This is a genomic window from Parafrigoribacterium soli (assembly GCF_040227235.1).
Taxonomy (GTDB): Bacteria; Actinomycetota; Actinomycetes; order Actinomycetales; family Microbacteriaceae; genus Parafrigoribacterium_A; species Parafrigoribacterium_A soli.
Genome location: NZ_JBELNZ010000002.1, coordinates 396,479 through 410,881 on the forward strand (window position 1 = coordinate 396,479; position 14,403 = coordinate 410,881).

Annotated in this window: 18 protein-coding genes; 6 read left to right on the forward strand and 12 right to left on the reverse strand. The window is 65.2% G+C overall.

Features of this window, described 5'->3' with window-relative positions; genetic code table 11:
- Nucleotides 1-17: 17 nt before the first annotated feature.
- Nucleotides 18-497 (reverse strand): nitroreductase family deazaflavin-dependent oxidoreductase, encoded by a 480-nt coding sequence (locus ABUA37_RS06080; protein ID WP_349898237.1) that lies wholly within the window; start codon nucleotides 495-497, stop codon nucleotides 18-20.
- 32 nt (nucleotides 498-529) lie between these two features.
- Complete coding sequence (locus tag ABUA37_RS06085) at nucleotides 530-1,117, reverse strand: TetR/AcrR family transcriptional regulator (protein ID WP_349898238.1); 588 nt, start codon at nucleotides 1,115-1,117, stop codon at nucleotides 530-532.
- 199 nt (nucleotides 1,118-1,316) lie between these two features.
- Between ABUA37_RS06085 and ABUA37_RS06090 the strand changes: the two genes are divergently transcribed.
- The 4 genes from ABUA37_RS06090 to ABUA37_RS06105 all read left to right on the forward strand — a co-directional run bounded on the left by ABUA37_RS06090 (nucleotide 1,317) and on the right by ABUA37_RS06105 (nucleotide 4,454).
- Nucleotides 1,317-1,913, forward strand: a complete 597-nt coding sequence (locus tag ABUA37_RS06090; protein ID WP_349898239.1) for a DUF6230 family protein — start codon at nucleotides 1,317-1,319, stop codon at nucleotides 1,911-1,913.
- A gap of 50 nt (nucleotides 1,914-1,963) precedes the next feature.
- Nucleotides 1,964-2,383: a DUF6114 domain-containing protein gene (locus tag ABUA37_RS06095; RefSeq protein WP_349898240.1), complete on the forward strand. Its 420-nt coding sequence runs from the start codon at nucleotides 1,964-1,966 to the stop codon at nucleotides 2,381-2,383.
- Nucleotides 2,380-3,087, forward strand: coding sequence for a hypothetical protein (locus ABUA37_RS06100; protein ID WP_349898241.1), 708 nt, complete (start codon nucleotides 2,380-2,382; stop codon nucleotides 3,085-3,087). The genes ABUA37_RS06095 and ABUA37_RS06100 overlap by 4 nt, the downstream gene beginning before the upstream one ends.
- Before the next feature lie 95 nt (nucleotides 3,088-3,182).
- Nucleotides 3,183-4,454 (forward strand): MFS transporter, encoded by a 1,272-nt coding sequence (locus ABUA37_RS06105; RefSeq protein ID WP_349898242.1) that lies wholly within the window; start codon nucleotides 3,183-3,185, stop codon nucleotides 4,452-4,454.
- 3 nt (nucleotides 4,455-4,457) lie between these two features.
- On the opposite strand, the gene ABUA37_RS06110 is transcribed toward ABUA37_RS06105, so the two are convergent.
- The 4 genes from ABUA37_RS06110 to bla all read right to left on the reverse strand — a co-directional run bounded on the left by ABUA37_RS06110 (nucleotide 4,458) and on the right by bla (nucleotide 7,370).
- Entirely contained in the window at nucleotides 4,458-4,811 is a 354-nt protein-coding gene (locus ABUA37_RS06110) for a hypothetical protein (protein WP_349898243.1), read from the reverse strand.
- Between the two features lie 76 nt (nucleotides 4,812-4,887).
- Nucleotides 4,888-5,631 carry a GAF and ANTAR domain-containing protein gene (locus tag ABUA37_RS06115; RefSeq protein ID WP_349898244.1) on the reverse strand — a complete coding sequence of 248 codons (744 nt, stop codon included), beginning with the start codon at nucleotides 5,629-5,631 and terminating at the stop codon, nucleotides 4,888-4,890.
- Nucleotides 5,628-6,335 carry a GAF and ANTAR domain-containing protein gene (locus ABUA37_RS06120; protein WP_349898245.1) on the reverse strand — a complete coding sequence of 236 codons (708 nt, stop codon included), beginning with the start codon at nucleotides 6,333-6,335 and terminating at the stop codon, nucleotides 5,628-5,630. Before ABUA37_RS06120 ends, ABUA37_RS06115 begins: the two co-directional genes overlap by 4 nt.
- A gap of 114 nt (nucleotides 6,336-6,449) precedes the next feature.
- Nucleotides 6,450-7,370 (reverse strand): class A beta-lactamase, encoded by a 921-nt coding sequence (bla, locus tag ABUA37_RS06125; RefSeq protein ID WP_349898246.1) that lies wholly within the window; start codon nucleotides 7,368-7,370, stop codon nucleotides 6,450-6,452.
- 181 nt (nucleotides 7,371-7,551) lie between these two features.
- On the opposite strand from bla, the gene ABUA37_RS06130 reads away from it, so the two are divergent.
- Nucleotides 7,552-8,472: an NADP-dependent oxidoreductase gene (locus tag ABUA37_RS06130; RefSeq protein WP_349898247.1), complete on the forward strand. Its 921-nt coding sequence runs from the start codon at nucleotides 7,552-7,554 to the stop codon at nucleotides 8,470-8,472.
- A 48-nt stretch (nucleotides 8,473-8,520) separates the two neighbouring features.
- Here ABUA37_RS06130 and ABUA37_RS06135 read toward each other — a convergent pair whose 3' ends face one another.
- The 3 genes from ABUA37_RS06135 to ABUA37_RS06145 form a co-directional block, all read right to left on the reverse strand.
- Nucleotides 8,521-8,844 carry an ArsR/SmtB family transcription factor gene (locus ABUA37_RS06135; protein ID WP_349898248.1) on the reverse strand — a complete coding sequence of 108 codons (324 nt, stop codon included), beginning with the start codon at nucleotides 8,842-8,844 and terminating at the stop codon, nucleotides 8,521-8,523.
- A complete protein-coding gene (locus ABUA37_RS06140; RefSeq protein WP_349898249.1) occupies nucleotides 8,841-9,326 on the reverse strand; it encodes an SRPBCC domain-containing protein in 486 nt (161 codons plus the stop codon). The genes ABUA37_RS06135 and ABUA37_RS06140 overlap by 4 nt, the downstream gene beginning before the upstream one ends.
- A gap of 286 nt (nucleotides 9,327-9,612) precedes the next feature.
- Nucleotides 9,613-10,071, reverse strand: a complete 459-nt coding sequence (locus tag ABUA37_RS06145) for a MarR family winged helix-turn-helix transcriptional regulator (RefSeq protein ID WP_349898250.1) — start codon at nucleotides 10,069-10,071, stop codon at nucleotides 9,613-9,615.
- Nucleotides 10,072-10,144: 73 nt separating this feature from the next.
- Between ABUA37_RS06145 and ABUA37_RS06150 the strand changes: the two genes are divergently transcribed.
- On the forward strand, nucleotides 10,145-10,522 hold the full coding sequence (locus ABUA37_RS06150; RefSeq protein ID WP_349898251.1) for a cupin domain-containing protein: 378 nt from the start codon (nucleotides 10,145-10,147) through the stop codon (nucleotides 10,520-10,522).
- Nucleotides 10,523-10,776: 254 nt separating this feature from the next.
- Here the strand turns inward: ABUA37_RS06150 and ABUA37_RS06155 are convergent, their stop codons facing one another.
- The 3 genes from ABUA37_RS06155 to ABUA37_RS06165 form a co-directional block, all read right to left on the reverse strand.
- Complete coding sequence (locus ABUA37_RS06155; RefSeq protein WP_349898252.1) at nucleotides 10,777-12,201, reverse strand: phospholipase D family protein; 1,425 nt, start codon at nucleotides 12,199-12,201, stop codon at nucleotides 10,777-10,779.
- 194 nt (nucleotides 12,202-12,395) lie between these two features.
- Nucleotides 12,396-13,070, reverse strand: a complete 675-nt coding sequence (locus ABUA37_RS06160) for a phosphatase PAP2 family protein (RefSeq protein ID WP_349898253.1) — start codon at nucleotides 13,068-13,070, stop codon at nucleotides 12,396-12,398.
- 159 nt (nucleotides 13,071-13,229) lie between these two features.
- Nucleotides 13,230-14,033 carry a DUF1206 domain-containing protein gene (locus ABUA37_RS06165; RefSeq protein ID WP_349898254.1) on the reverse strand — a complete coding sequence of 268 codons (804 nt, stop codon included), beginning with the start codon at nucleotides 14,031-14,033 and terminating at the stop codon, nucleotides 13,230-13,232.
- Nucleotides 14,034-14,403 lie beyond the last annotated feature (370 nt).

Consider the following 14,403-nt stretch of genomic DNA (forward strand, 5'->3'; position numbering starts at 1 on the left):
ACGACCGGCTTCGGGGTTCAGGGCCGCAGCCTGAAGATGCGGAGGGTTCTGCCCGCCGCACGCTCGTATTCGCGATAGCCGGGCCACTGCTGCTCGATCTTCGGCCACACCCGCTCGACTTCCTCGCGGTCGAGCCGCTCCGCCCGCACGGGCAGGCGCCTGCCGTGGAGACTGATTGCGGCATCGGGGTTAGCCATGAGGTTGACCGTCCATGCCGGATGGGAGCCGCGGGCAAAATTGCTGCCGGTCACGAGCATTGTGCCGCCCGCCTCCGGGTAGTACATGAGTGGTGTGTCGCGTTCGAGGCCCGATTTCGCTCCGACGCTGTGCAGCACGAGAGAGGGAACGAGAAGCCCGCTGAGCTGCACCCGGCCGCCGGTGACCCACGCCGTCACGCGCTCGAGCGGGGGCATGATCGAGGGACCGATGCGCCGAAACAGGCGCGTGCGTGAGAACTTCGCGACGGCCGGGCGCAGCGCCCGTGGCAGGATCGGCATCCGTTGATTCTCGTGCACCGCTCGCGGTCACGCTACCCGACGGATGCGACGATCGCGCGCGCGCTGCGCTCGAGAAATCCCACGATGTCGTCGGCGGACATCGTGGTGTCGACCGCGCTCTCCACCAGAACCTCCTCGGCGAAGACAACCCACGATCGCAGCCCGACGCGCAGGAGCTCGGAGTCCCCCGCGCCGAGCTCGCGGAACACCTCGATGAGGCGTTGCGCCTGGGCGCGGCGGGCCTGCTCGACCACCTCCCGCACCTCCGGGCTTCCGCTCGCCGTGCCGCGAACGAGCGAATAGAAAGTACCGCGATGGTCCCGCACGAACTGCACGATCCTGCTGAGAGTGTCATGGAGCCGGTCGAGCGGCGCCAGGTCGGCCGAAGGCTCCGTGGCGTGGAGCATGCTGTCACGAGCCGTGCGCACGAGTTCGCGGTGCAGCCCGTCCTTGGATCCGAAATAGTGGAACAGGAGAGCCCGCGAGACACCGGCCTGCTCCGAAAGGTACTCGATCGTGACCGACTCGAGCGGTCGATCGACGAGCGCGGCGACACCGAGCGCCACGAGCTGTGCGCGACGCGCCTCCGGGCTGAGTCTGACGCGGCGGTCGGTGTCCATGAAGCGAGCATAACCGGGCCACGGTCAGACATCCGAGCGGGTCGACACGACCCCCATTAGGGGGTATATACACCTTTTTTGTCCCTTGCGCCACCCTATTGACGAACGGTCAGTAGCGCCCTAGTTTCGACTGAGAAGTGTGGTTAGTGGCAAGGCGCTCGCCCGGGTTCGCCGCTCCCACCTCGACGTAGGAGGACCGATGAAGTTCCGAAAGCTCACCAACACCCACGCAGGCCGCATCGTGCTCGCCGCCGTTCCCGTCGCGGTCGCCGCGACGCTGATCATGGGCGGCGTCGCGAACGGTGCCGTGCCGGTGTCGTTCTCCGTCTCCGGCAGCCAGTTCCAGATCAGTGCTTCGCTGCTGGATGGCTCGGGGTTCTCGCAGTACGCCGGGGTCACCAATGACACGGCAGGCAAGGCGCACCCGGTGGCCATCGCCAACATCCGCTCGGCGAAGCTCAGCAACCTATGCCAGTCGGTCGTCACCGACACCCCGCTCGGCAAGGTGGGCATGCTCATCACCGCGGGCGGCGGGGACAAGCCGGCCGAGGCATCCGACCTGCAGATCGGCATGACCGACCTCAAGGGTGACTCCAGCTTCGGCAACATTCGTATCGGTGTCGACGCCTCAACGGTGAACACGAGCGCAAAGGGCGCCGCGGGCGACTTTGCACAGGATGCGGACACGATCAAGATCACCGGCCTGCAGCAGACCGCATGGAGCACCCAGGCCTCGGTCTTCACCCTGAACGGGATGCACGTGCAGCTCACCGACGGGTCGAAGGGGTGCTTCTGACTTCGTCGTCCGAGCGCGCGACGCACGACGGTGATAGAAGGGAAGAGCGCATGAGCAGCACACGTTGGCCACGATTCGTTGCCTGGCGCCGCGAGCGCCCCTTCGTCGGCGGTTTGCTGACCATTCTCGCCGGTGTCGAGATGTTCTTCTCCGGCCAGTTGGACGTAGGGAACATCCACGTCCAGTTGGGCATTGAGGGCCTGCAGGCGACGGTCATTCCGATCCTCCTCGTGGTGCTCGGCATCCTCGCGATGCTCATGCCCGTTCACCGCATCTTCTACGGCGTCATCGCGCTCGTGGTGTCGGTGTATTCGCTCATCGGTGTGAACCTGGGCGGCTTCTTCATCGGGATGCTGCTCGGAGCGATCGGCGGAATTCTGACGGTGGCCTGGATGCCGAAGAACCGCGAACAGGTCTCCGACGAGACGATCGTGGCGCAGCAGGTTGCCACGGGGACGAACGGATCGTGAGCGACACGCGCACGCCTCGTCGCCTCACGTCTCGCGGGGTCGCGGCGGCGTGCCTCGCGTTCGCACTCACCGGAATCGGCGCCACTCCCGCGCCGGCGGCCGCGCCCGCGGCGCTCTGCATTCCCTTGTTCATGTCGTGCTCCTCTCCTTCGCCTTCTCCGTCTCCTTCGCCCTCCCCCTCGCCGCTGATTCCGCTTCCCAAGCCGGTACCGAATCCGCTGGGCGGGTCGACCGCGGCGCCAACGACTCCCGCACCCACGGCTCCAGCGACGCCCGCGCAACCGGATCAGGGCACCCCGATCTTCACGCTGCCGGCGGCACAACTCGGTGGTTCATCGATCTCGTTCACCGGGTTGCAGTCCGTGAGCGTCGTGACGGTGCCGCTCATCGACGGCTCGCGAACACCCGTCATCAAGCTCGCCGCCGACGAGATCGTCATCAAGGGCTTCATGCTTGACGTGCGCAAGGCAACAGGGCCCTCCCTCGTGTCGACCGCGGACCAGATGACCCTGCACGGGCACGTACAGGTCTACCTCGACTCGGCCACAGCGACACTGCCGGACGGCACCGGCATCACCCTCGGAGCGGCGACTCCCCCGCCTGGCAACGAGCTTCCGCCGACACTGCTCAGGGTCAACCTCGGGCTTGTCGGCGTGACGGCGGACTCGATCTTCTTCAAGAACTCGCACCAGGAGATGAAGTAGGCCGCTGCGGCCACTGGCAGCTGTCGCGGCGCTGCGTCGCCGCACCGTCGGCGCCGTGCGGTGTGCAAGAATCTCTGTAGCATGCTGGAAAACGAATGAAGTTCGCGGCGCTGCGCGCTCCCTGGTACAAGGGATATCTGGCGGGCGGCTCCTTCCTGATGGCCGGAGACAACGCCGAACACGCCATCACCTACTGGGCCATGTGGCAGTACTTCCACTCCCCCCTGCTGGCTGGGTTCGCCGTGATCAGCCACTGGATCCCGCACCTCCTGGGAGGGATCGCGTTCGGGGCGTTGGCCGATCGCTATGACTGCAGGCGCATCATCCAGGTCGGATGTGGGCTCTTCATGCTCGCCTCCGTCGGATGGGGCATCCTGCTGCTGACCGAAACGCTGCAACCGTGGCACTGCCTCGTGCTTCTCCTGTTGCATGGCCTGGCAAGCGCAGTCTGGCGGCAGGCAGACGGTGTCATGATCTTCGATCTGGTGGGTCGCGATGTTGTGCCCAGCGGCGTGCGACTGATGTCGACCGGGCTCAGCCTCGGGCAGTTCGTCGGGCCGGCATTCGGAGCGGCCATGCTGTTCGTGGTCGGTGCTCCGACGGGAATGTTCATCAACGTCGCGCTTTACCTGCCGTTCATGATCTACCTCTTCATCGTGCCCGTCGACGGGCACCGCCAGAAGGATCAGCCGTCACGGCGGATCTCCTTCTCTACGGTGCTGGGAGTGCTGCGCGACCTGCCCAAGTACCCGTCGATCCTCGTGGTGATCGTGCTGCAGGGTGCGGTAGGCCTGCTGATCGGCACCGCGCTCATGCCGTTGTTTCCCGAATTCGGGGCGCTGCTCGGGCAGGATGACTCCGGCCTCGGCTACGGCGCCCTGATTGTGGCGATGTCGTTTGGCGCGGTGGTCGGCGGAATCTCACTCGAGGCCATCGGTCGCGTACGCGCCAGTACGCGTCTCGCGATCGTCAGCACCCTGGTGATGGCGATCGCTTATGTGACCTTCGCGCAGTCGCGCAATTACGCACTCAGCCTCGTCGTGCTCGTCATCGCCGGGCTCGCCAGCCTCGTGTCGGACTCCACGAGCCTGACCGTCGTGCAGCTCGCCGCACCCGATGACCGACGCGGCAGCTTCATCGGTGCCTATGCGATGACCAGCATGGGATTCCGTGTGGGGAGCGGAATCGTCATCGGCGTTCTCGGCGGCCTGATGGGCGTGACCGGAGCGATCACGCTCGCGGGCAGCATCCTCGTGGTCGTCGCCCTTCTTCTGCTGGCGACCGTGTTCGCCGCGCTGCGACGCCAGCGCTCCCGGATCGACCCGGATGTGAACGTCGCCCTCGACGGCGAAGTCAGGGCCGACTGAGCACTACGCGTAATACGGCTCGTAGCTGGGCCGCTGCAGTGCCTCGAGCTCGGCCGGAGTGAAGGCGTGGCCTTGCGGTGCGCCCAGGGCATGAGACTTGGCACGGATCACGCCCATTGCCTCGACATCAAAGAGCTCACCCGGCTCGCTTCGCTCGTCAGACGAAATCACGGCCAGCCCCATGCGCCAGCCGACGATCAGTTGCACGCGCCAAATAGCGCCATGGTCTCCGACGAAGGGAACATCGACGATGTCGACATCCTGCCTCCGCGTCAGGGCCAGGCTGTACTTCAACACGCCATCCGCTATGTCGCTACCCGTAACGTACTCGGCGTTAGGGAGTGTGAGAGTCTTCACGTCCGCCTCCGGTCGCACTATGGTTCGAGCGTCACCGGGGTCAGGGGCGAGACATTCAGTCTACGCGCGCCACACCCTATTGCTTCGGGTTCGCGTCGCTCTCACCGTCTATGCTCAGGCTCATGTCGACGAGCCGAGCGGCGACATGGCTGACCGGGAGCTGGTGCGCCCTCGCGTAGTTGCGAATGAGGGTGAAGGCCTCGTCGATCGGAACCTTCTGGGTGAACGCGACCACGCCCTTCGCCTGTTCGATCACGATGCGCCTGTCAAGTGCGGCCTGCAACTGATCGGCGAGCACAGTGCTTTCACGCACCGTTCGCTCATGCAGGATGCCGATGGTCGCGACGTCAGCGAAAGCCTGCGCTGCGGTCGCATCTTCGGGCTGCAACTCGCCGATCGACTCGCCCAAGAGGTTCAGTGTGCCGATCGTCGTGTCCCGGAGGCGGAGGGGAATGGCATGCACGGAAGCAAAACCCTGTCGCAGGGCACTGTCACGGAAACGCGACCATCGATCGGGCGCCCTCGTGATGTCTGGCACCGATACAACCTGTCCGGAGTGAAAGCTCTCGATACAGGGTCCGGCCTCCGCCCCGAGCTGCATCGTTTCGACCAGTCGGCTCGCCTCGCTCGTCGAAGCGATGACTTCGAGCTGGCCCGCGGAATCCGCGAGAAGGATTCCGGCGGCCTCGGTGTCGAGAAGATCCTTGCACGTGTCGACCAGCAACTGGAGCAGGTCCACGACGTCGTAGTCCGCAACGAGGGTGTCTGCGAGCTTGGCGAAGGTCTCCAGGAGCTGACCCTCGCGGGCGGGATCTTTCATTCGGACACCTCGATCCCGGTCTCCCGGCGGGTGAATTCGAGCTTTCCGTCGATGATCTCCTGGGCGACCTCCATCATCGGACGCCCTGCCGCGAAAGCGTGGCCCTGAATGACCAGGCGCGCGTCATCGCCTGGGATGCGCAGTTGCGCAAGCACCATGCCGGTCGCCTGGTGAATGAGCCTGCGAGAGTGCGCGGTCCCTACGTCGTCGAAGTCGCCGCCCACGGTGTCGAGGGCGCGACGAAGCACGTGGCGTCCAACGGCGTTGGCCATCGTCGCTGCCTGTTCCGTCTGCGCGGTGTCGAGAGTCGTGGCTCCGATCGAGTACAGGTCGACCGCACCGATCTTGAGCGGGCCCACCACAAGCGGGAAGGCGAACAGCGACGCAACCTCGCACTCGAGAATGGCCGCGGAGAACGCGGGCCATCTCCCTCGGCTGGCACGGATGTCGGGCATCAGGACGGGGCGCCCCTGATTCATTGCGTCCCAGCAGGGGCCCTCCCCCAGATCGAACTGGAGTTCGTCGACGCGCAGTGCGAGGTCGTCGCTCGCCGACACGGTCTCGCTTCCGAGCAGTTTGCCAACGGTTGATACCGCCGCGCCGGATACCGGCAACAGGGCGAGAAACGGCTGGTAGAAGTTCGCAGGCTCCTGCGCCGAACGCTCCAGAGCGTCCAGAGCTGCGGCCAGATGCGGATCGCTCATCGTCACCCCTTCCTCCTTAAAACGCTAGCGCGTCATCGCGCTCACTCCAAGCGAGGTGCCTCGACGAGACCGTGGCAACTCGTGCTCGGCAGCTCGCCGGCGGCGCGGGCAGTATCAGGGTCTAAGCGCGCCGATTGCTGTCGCCGTCGCTTGGACGATGAGGGCATCGTCGTACTGGGCATTGCGGTCGGCGCTGCTCGACATCACGACGAGCACAATCGGTGCGCCCGTGGCTGGCCAGATCACGGCGATGTCGTTGCGCGTGCCGTAGCCGCCCGAGCCGCTCTTGTCTGCGACCTTCCATCCCGACTGCACCCCGGCACGAATCAGGCCACCGCCGGTCGTGTTGGCCATCATCCATGCCGTGAGTGCGGCCCGATCGTCTGCCGCGAGGGCGCGACCGATCAGCAGCGATTCCAGATCCCTCGCGAGCGCCTCCGGCGTGCTGGTGTCGCGGATGTCCCCGGGCGAGGCTTCGTTGAGCTCGGGCTCCTTGCGGTCGACGTGTGTGATGCCATCGCCCGCCCGCTTCAACCAGGCGCCCAGACCGGACGGACCCCCGATGTGTTCGAAGATCAGATTGGCCGCCGTGTTGTCGCTATACCGAAGGGCGGCATCCGTCAGTTCGCGCAGGGTCATCCCACTGCCCAGCCGCTGCGTCGTGATGGGTGAATGCGCGAGCAGATCGGCCTTGTCGAAGCGCACGAGTGTGTCCAACTGCTGCTCCGTGGTCTGATTGAGCAGCATTGCGGCGGCGAGCACCTTGATCGTGGAGGCGTAGGCGAAGCGCTCATCACCGCGATAGCCAAGAGCGAGGCCGCTTCCGGTGTCGAGAGCGTAGACACCCAGCCGCACGTCGAATTGAGCTTCCAAAGCGCGGAACTGCGGGTTCGCAGATGGCGCCTGGCGGGTCGGTGATGGGGTGGCGAATGGATGCGCCCGCACGGTTAGGGTGCTCGCGCAGCCAACGAGCGCCATGACGGCGAGGGCAACGAGTGCAGCACGCGCGAGGCGTGATGAGCGGTGTTCCATCATGTCGAGGCCTGGGGCAAGTGGTGCACGAACGGAAGGCTATCGCGATGCTGGGAGAGCTGGCTGCACGAGGCCGTCACGTCCGCCGGGCGAGACCAGCGCACCGCACTTCTCGGTGATTAGCATGGATTGATGACCGCGACCGTCGCATCCGGCCAGGTGGTCGCACAGATGGAGGTGCCTCATGAAGGCAGTAGTAGTGACGGATAAGGCGGCGGGAACCGCGGGAATGACGCTGGAGGAGCGTCCTCAGCCCTCCCCCGCGATCAACGATGTAATCGTCGAGATACACGCGGCCGGGTACGTGCCGACCGAGATCGAGTGGCCATCGACCTGGGCGGATCGAGCGGGTCGCGATCGAACGCCATCCGTCCTGGGGCACGAGCTTGCCGGTGTGGTAGCGGCCCTCGGCTACGGGACGACGGGACTATCCGTGGGGCAGCGGGTGTTCGGCCTCTCCGACTGGCATCGGGACGGGACGCTCGCCGAGTATGTCGCCATCGAAGCGCGCAACCTCGCACCGCTGCCCGGCGACATCGACTTCACTGTGGGCGCAAGCCTGCCGATCTCGGGGCTCACGGCATGGCAGGGGCTGTTCGTGCACGGTCACCTTCAGTCGGGGCAGACGGTGCTCGCGCACGGCGCCGGCGGAGCTGTCGGATCCATGGTGGTGCAGTTGGCGCTCGAGGCGGGTGCGCACGTCATTGGCACGGGTCGAGCGCACGACCGGCAGAAGGTGCTCGACCTTGGTGCGCACGAGTTCGTGGACCTCGGCGGTGACTCACTCGACGAGGTCGGCGCAGTCGATCTGGTGTTCGACGTCGTCGGTGGTGACATCCAGAAGCGGTCCGCGAGGTTGATCCGTCCTGGAGGAACGCTGGTGAGCGTGGTCGGCCCGGTCGAGTCGCGTCCGGCCGAGGGCGTGGCCATCGACTTTGTGGTCGAATCGAATCCGGCACAGCTCACCGAGATCGTTCAACGGGTGCGCGATGGACGTCTGCAGTCGAACATTGGCACTATCGCAAGTCTCGACGACGCCATCGCGGCACTCAACCCCACGAAGCGGCGCACCGGCAAGACGATCATCAGTATGCAGCAGCGATAGGGCCTCGAGCGGACGAGTCAGAACCTCCGGCACCTCGAGCATCGCACGCTAGTCCTCGACGTAGCGGCGCAGCCGTTCGAGCGCGTCGTCCCAGCGGCGCGAGGCATCGACGAGAGCCCTGCCGGTCGCTTCGAGCGCCTCGGGCCGCAGCTGCCAGATGCGCTCCCTCCCCCGCCGTTCGCTCGCGACGAGTCCGGCGCTCTCGAGGGTTCCGAGATGCCGAGCGATCGCCTGCCGCGTGATCGTCGTGTCGGCCGCCAGGCGCGCGAGCGAGGCCGGGCCACGCTCGCCGAGCCTCTCGACCAGGCCCACTCGAACCGGATCAGCGAGGGCGAGGATCGCGGGAGCCGCGTCCCGCAGCACGCTGGTCACGCGGGCAGTTCGAGGTAGCGCGCTAGCAGCCGCCCCTGGTGTTCCCAGCCCTCGGCATTGTTCTCGCGACGCTGCGACCTCACGTCGTCGGGCAGCTCGTCGAAGCCCTCCTCGGTCACCGTAACGGCGATGCCGGCCTCGGTCGGCGCAAGTTCAAAACTCACGCGCGTGAGTACGTCACTTTCCGGACCCGGGTGCCAGCGGAACGCGAACCGCACCATCGCCTCGATCGCGTCGACGTAGACCGTCACCGGCATGCCACTCATCGGTTCCTGCAGCGCAGCGGTCTCCTGGTCAACCTGGGTCGGGCGGATGCGGCCGGTAGCCACTTCGCCTGCGACGAAAGGGCCGTCAAACTCCGCGCCGAACCAATACCCAAACCGGCTCGAATCCGTGATCGCGGCCCAGACACGTTCGAGCGGAACGTCGAGCACGACGCGTTTCACGACGGCGTTCGACTCTGATCCTGTTGCTGAGTTCATAATAGGCAACCTCCATGTTGCATATTAGTGCGCGATGCCACGCAAAGGAAGCATTGCCGAACCCCAGAAGGTTGCGAGACGCGCCTCGCCTGACCCCCGGTCGCAACGGCGGCGTGCTGACATCCGCGTCGGTATCAAGCTACCCGGCGCGTCGACGGCCCTCACGCGCTTTGCGTCACAGCCTGCTAACCCCTGCAACCTCGGAACGTATTCGCGAAGGGCACGCCCGGACACCCTCGACAATCGCCGTGCGCGTCAAGTCGAAGCGCAGTAGTGGTTCTCGGGTTCAGAGCCAGTCAGACACGTCCGTGATCGACCGTCGCCCGTGATCGACAGCGGCCAGCGTTCGTATGGTCGCGTTCACCGCATCGTCGCCCAGCTCCTCGCGCCAGGTGCCAATCACATCCGTGAGGATGCGGCCGGACTGAGCAAGCATGTCCGATCCGCGATCCGAGGGCGTTATGAGTCGCTCGCGACGGTCGTGAGGATTGGCCTCGCTGGCTGCGAGGCCCAGATCCGCCAGCGCTCGAACCGTGACGGCGGCAGCCTGTTTCGAAACGCCGAGCCGCCTGGCCACTTCCGTCGACGTGCACCCCTCGCCGATCGCCTGCATGGCCATCCCGTGAATGGCTCGCACATCGCCGAAGCCGCATTCGGCCAGCCGGGCGTGAAGGGTGTCTATCAACCCACGAAAGCTGGCCATGAGGAGGAAGGGAATCAGATTGTCCGGAACTGTTGCGCTCACGTTCCCATCCTAATTTGACTAGTCAATCTTGTTGACCTTATGGTCAGTGAGATTGACTATAAGGAGAGACGCAATGCCGATAAACACAACCAACGATGCCGTCGAATTCAGGATCCACGGCGTGACGTTCCATTCATTCGTGCGCACGGCGACGGGCGCCCACCAGCTAGGCGCCTGGCAAGCCGAGTTCGCACCGCACACCCCGGGCGTCCCCCATCGGATGTCGGTCGAAGAAGTCTTTCGAGTGCTGAGCGGCCGACTGATCATCGCGGTCGATGATGAGCACGCCGAAGTCTCTGCCGGAGGGGTTGTTACGGTCCCGGCCGGCTCCCGATTCCAGGTGAGCAACGAGACCGACGAACCAGCCTCGGCTTGGATCGTCACTCCCTTGGGAATGCGCTTCGTCGTTGAGGGTGACACCTCCGCCGTGAGCCCGCCCTGGGCTCAGTGAGCCCACGTCTCCCTGATTGCCCCGCCGCACAATGGTCACCTCTCCTGTGCTGGCACACACCCGCACGGTCGGCGATCGGCTGGCGGCGTGGACACGCGGCGCGGACCGGTCGGGTCGCTGAAGGGAGCCGGAATGCGCAAGAACGGTCGCTCCAAGAGGTACATCCTGGTGGTCTGGTCAGTGGCCACGATCGCCCCCGCAATCGCTTGGGTTCGTTCTTGCGTTCCGGCTCAGTCAGTTCTGATCTCGTCGGCCTAGAACTGGGCGGTGCCGCGCAGTGCGCGGGGGCGACCGTCCGGGTCGAGGACGAGGCGGCTGCTCGGAACTGCCCAGAGTCGCTGGAGGGCCGAGACAGGTTCGGGATTATGGTGGCGCACGCGTCCAGCGGGCCGGGGCGTATGGCGGTCAGTTTCGTGCCAATGGTCGAGCGCATCGGCGGCGGCGTTCCACAGGTCGAGCCCGGCCCCCTCGTCGTGGAGTCGGGGATCGCTCGGGTCGAGGGCCAGATGTTCGGCCCACAGCTGGAGGCGAAGATCGCGCGGCGGCCTTCGGGCCACGTCGCTGCGGGGCTCTATACCGGACGGCTCCCGGCCATCGGCAGTGGTGTCGATGACGGCGCAGGTGAGCTCGCTATCCGTGGTCCATGATCGCCGGTTGAAGTTGTCCGAACCGCAGGTGGCCCACGTGTCGTCGACTATGCAGATCTTGGCGTGGACACAAATCGGAGTCCCGGTGTCGTTCTCCAGGTCGAACACACCGATCCGGTCTGAGGCAACCCGGCGCAGCATGGCGATGGCACGCAGTTGCCCGATCCGGCTCGGCGCCCCTGCGAGGGGCCCGTCAGAGGCGGGGTAGCGCGGCACGACGGCGATCACCCTCAGTTCGGGGTTCCGTTCGAGGGCCGCGGCGAGGGCGGCCGCGACCTCTGTCGACCACAGGTACTGGTCCTCGATGTAGATCAGCGAGCGGGCGCGGGCGAAGGCTTTCGCGTAGGCGCGGGCAACGCTACGCTCCCCGGCGGGTGCGAACGGGAATGGCGGACGTTTCACGCCGTAGGTGCGCAGCAGTTGGACGGCATGGGGCCCCGCCGGCGGTGGCGGTGGCGCGGCCTCCGGCAGTGGCTTGGGATGCCGCGGCGTGTGGGCAAGACGTTGCAACAGCATCCGATAGGGAGTGCGCCGGTCGAGGGGGTGAGGGTCGTTCCATCGTTCAGCGAAAACCGCCAGCAGGTCTGCCACCACGGGCCCGTGCAATTCGAGGGCGGCATCGTGCCACGGAGGTCGTTTGCCGTACCGGGGATCCATGTTCAGGGCTTGCGGGTCTCCCGCATGGTCGGCGTCGTCCCGACGGCTGTGGCAGAGGTCGATCCCGCCAACGAAAGCGATGTCACGCGACGGGTCGTCACGATGGCGGATGACGAAGAATTTCTGGTGATGAGAGCCGAACAGGCGTACTCGCTGATCCAGCAGCACCTCTCCGCCCGCCTCGTTGATCTCACGCCCCAGAAGCTCGTTGGACCGACCACTGATCGGTGACGACACACGCTCTCCGTGAGATCTCCAGACAAGGCCGCGTACTTCCACTCCGGTACGGGCCAAGTTTGCGAGCAGATCGCCGATCGCCGGTCCGTCTGCCAGCATCCGCTCGTCAGCGTCGCCACGCCAGTCGGTGAACCACACACGGTCTCCCGCGCGCAGAGCCGTCAGTTCCTCGTGGAGTCGGGCGAAGTAGGTCGCTCCATGGATGAGAGGCCGCACGAGATTCCCCTCTGACCAGGACGGCGCCCCGCCACCAGCATGGACATCTGTGGCCAGATTTCCCCGCTCGGCGCGACTCAGAAACCAGCTCCCAGGGTCATCGCGCACCCGACGCATCAGGTGCCGTCCCGCTGAGCTTGCGACAGCGGACCATGAACGTCTTCACCACGCAGACGTGTTGTGCGCCGAGTATCGATAGCGATCACGGCACCCACGATGATCATGGAAATCGACAGGGACGCGAACGTGTCGGTGAGCCAGTGGTAGCCGAGATACATCCTGCTGAACATTTCGGCGAGCACTCCCAGCCAGGCAATTCCTAACCCGAGTGCCGCACCCCAGGCCTTGGGGCGGCGGGAGACGATGAGAAAGGCCATGAGGATGAGGAAGTCACTTGCCCCGAGCACATGGCCGGACGGGAAGGAGAACGTGGTGTCGTGCCCGATGAGCATGAAGTCCGCCGGCGGTCTTATGCGGTGCACAATCTGCGCGAGCGTGGTGGCGATGATGACGCCCGTGATCATCGCCCCGGCGAGGAGAAGAGGACGCCACGCGTGTGTGGCAAAGATGAACCAGACAGCGGTGATGATGAAGATGATGATCGGAAGCAACACCGGTCCGAAGACGATCGTCAGCACGATCATGACGGCAGTAACACCTGGCGAGCGGTGAGCGTCCATCCACCGCGCCACGGGCTTGTCCCAGTCGGCTAGACCCGAATGGGTGAGAACTCCCGTTAGGACGATGGTGAAGCACACCGCCCCGAGCGCAACGAGAATGGCAGCGCTCACGTAAAGCCAGCGCCGTGCGACAGCGCTTACATACCGCTCCTCCGTCACGAATTTGGATCGCCAGGAATGTTTATCAGTCAGCCGCATGTACTTCGCCCTCACTTCACAGGTCTTCAGTTCTTCCGGCTAACCTAGCTTCGCCTCGCCGACTTTCCGCAGTCACAATCGAGCGAACCGAGCGCGGAACTCGTTGTAGAGCCCGAAGGCAATGAAACCCGCACCGATGATGAAGACGATGAGTTCGCCGAACGGGAGTGCAATAAGCGCCTTGAGTGCGCCATCGAGTCCGCCAGCCTTATTCGGGTCGACCGTGGCCGCGGCGATCCAGAACAAGACGCCGACCGCGCACAGTGCCACGCCTTCCAGGGTGTAACCGATGACTCCGAGGGCGATCACTGGTCGTCTAAGGCTCCCGCGTGGGAGCTCGATTCTCTCCAGAAATCGTCTGCTCAGGCCGCGCACGATGAGTCCCACTCCGATGGCAAAGGCGACGACGCCGATGACAATGATGATGAATTCGCCGCCCGGCGTCGTCATGAGTTGCGCGGAGAGCGACCGGGAGGATTTTGCGTTGCTGGTCGATGACCCTCGAGCGAAGATTAGAGCGGTCGCGCCCACGAAGAAATAGGCCAGGGATTTGCCCATCCCGGCCAGTCGACCGAGCCACTTTCGTTTGGTGTCAGATGACCACGTCAGTGCCGAATGAAGCACCTGCCACACACCGAGCGCAAACAGGGCGATGGTAATAACCCAGAGGAGAAGCATGCCGGCTGGTGCCTGTGCGAGTTCACTCAGGGCGCCGGATTGGTCTGCTTCTCCCCCTACGCCCAGGGCAACGCTCACGGCCGTGAGCCCGATCAGTCCGTGCACGATCCCGTTCACCGCATATCCGGCTCGAGCAGCACCACGAAGGAACGCACTGTTCTCGGCCTTCGTGGCCCCTCGCTTAGCGGTCTCGCTCACTGGGCGCCCCCTTCCTCGAGGTCATCGCCCATCAGAATATTGGAAACGCGCTCTGCGGACCGGCATCGAGACTCGGCTGTGACGGGGTCGAATACGACGGCGGCCCGTTCCCGGTCTGGCATCTCGTCAGCATAAGGGAGGAAATGCGTGAACGGTTAGCACAGGTTGAGCTGGACCTTTCGGCCGTTCTCGGTGACCTGGCACTAGGTTCACGGCCCCGTTGACTACCCGGTCTGAGGCCGTTTGCAACGCTGAGTCGTGCATGCTTTCACAACCCTGACGGTCTTGGCAGACGCCGCGACGGCACGGTTCAAGGACGGTGAACGTCACGCGCCCCCAGTGACGACAGAATCCCTCCCGACATCAGCCG

Bases quoted from the DNA above. Each gene is read 5' to 3' on its own strand.
- ABUA37_RS06080 (WP_349898237.1), bottom strand. From the start codon at position 497: ATGCCGATCCTGCCACGGGCGCTGCGCCCGGCCGTCGCGAAGTTCTCA.
- ABUA37_RS06085 (WP_349898238.1), bottom strand. From the start codon at position 1,117: ATGGACACCGACCGCCGCGTCAGACTCAGCCCGGAGGCGCGTCGCGCA.
- ABUA37_RS06090 (WP_349898239.1), top strand. From the start codon at position 1,317: ATGAAGTTCCGAAAGCTCACCAACACCCACGCAGGCCGCATCGTGCTC.
- ABUA37_RS06095 (WP_349898240.1), top strand. From the start codon at position 1,964: ATGAGCAGCACACGTTGGCCACGATTCGTTGCCTGGCGCCGCGAGCGC.
- ABUA37_RS06105 (WP_349898242.1), top strand. From the start codon at position 3,183: ATGAAGTTCGCGGCGCTGCGCGCTCCCTGGTACAAGGGATATCTGGCG.
- ABUA37_RS06115 (WP_349898244.1), bottom strand. From the start codon at position 5,631: ATGAAAGATCCCGCCCGCGAGGGTCAGCTCCTGGAGACCTTCGCCAAG.
- ABUA37_RS06120 (WP_349898245.1), bottom strand. From the start codon at position 6,335: ATGAGCGATCCGCATCTGGCCGCAGCTCTGGACGCTCTGGAGCGTTCG.
- bla (WP_349898246.1), bottom strand. From the start codon at position 7,370: ATGATGGAACACCGCTCATCACGCCTCGCGCGTGCTGCACTCGTTGCC.
- ABUA37_RS06130 (WP_349898247.1), top strand. From the start codon at position 7,552: ATGAAGGCAGTAGTAGTGACGGATAAGGCGGCGGGAACCGCGGGAATG.
- ABUA37_RS06140 (WP_349898249.1), bottom strand. From the start codon at position 9,326: ATGAACTCAGCAACAGGATCAGAGTCGAACGCCGTCGTGAAACGCGTC.
- ABUA37_RS06150 (WP_349898251.1), top strand. From the start codon at position 10,145: ATGCCGATAAACACAACCAACGATGCCGTCGAATTCAGGATCCACGGC.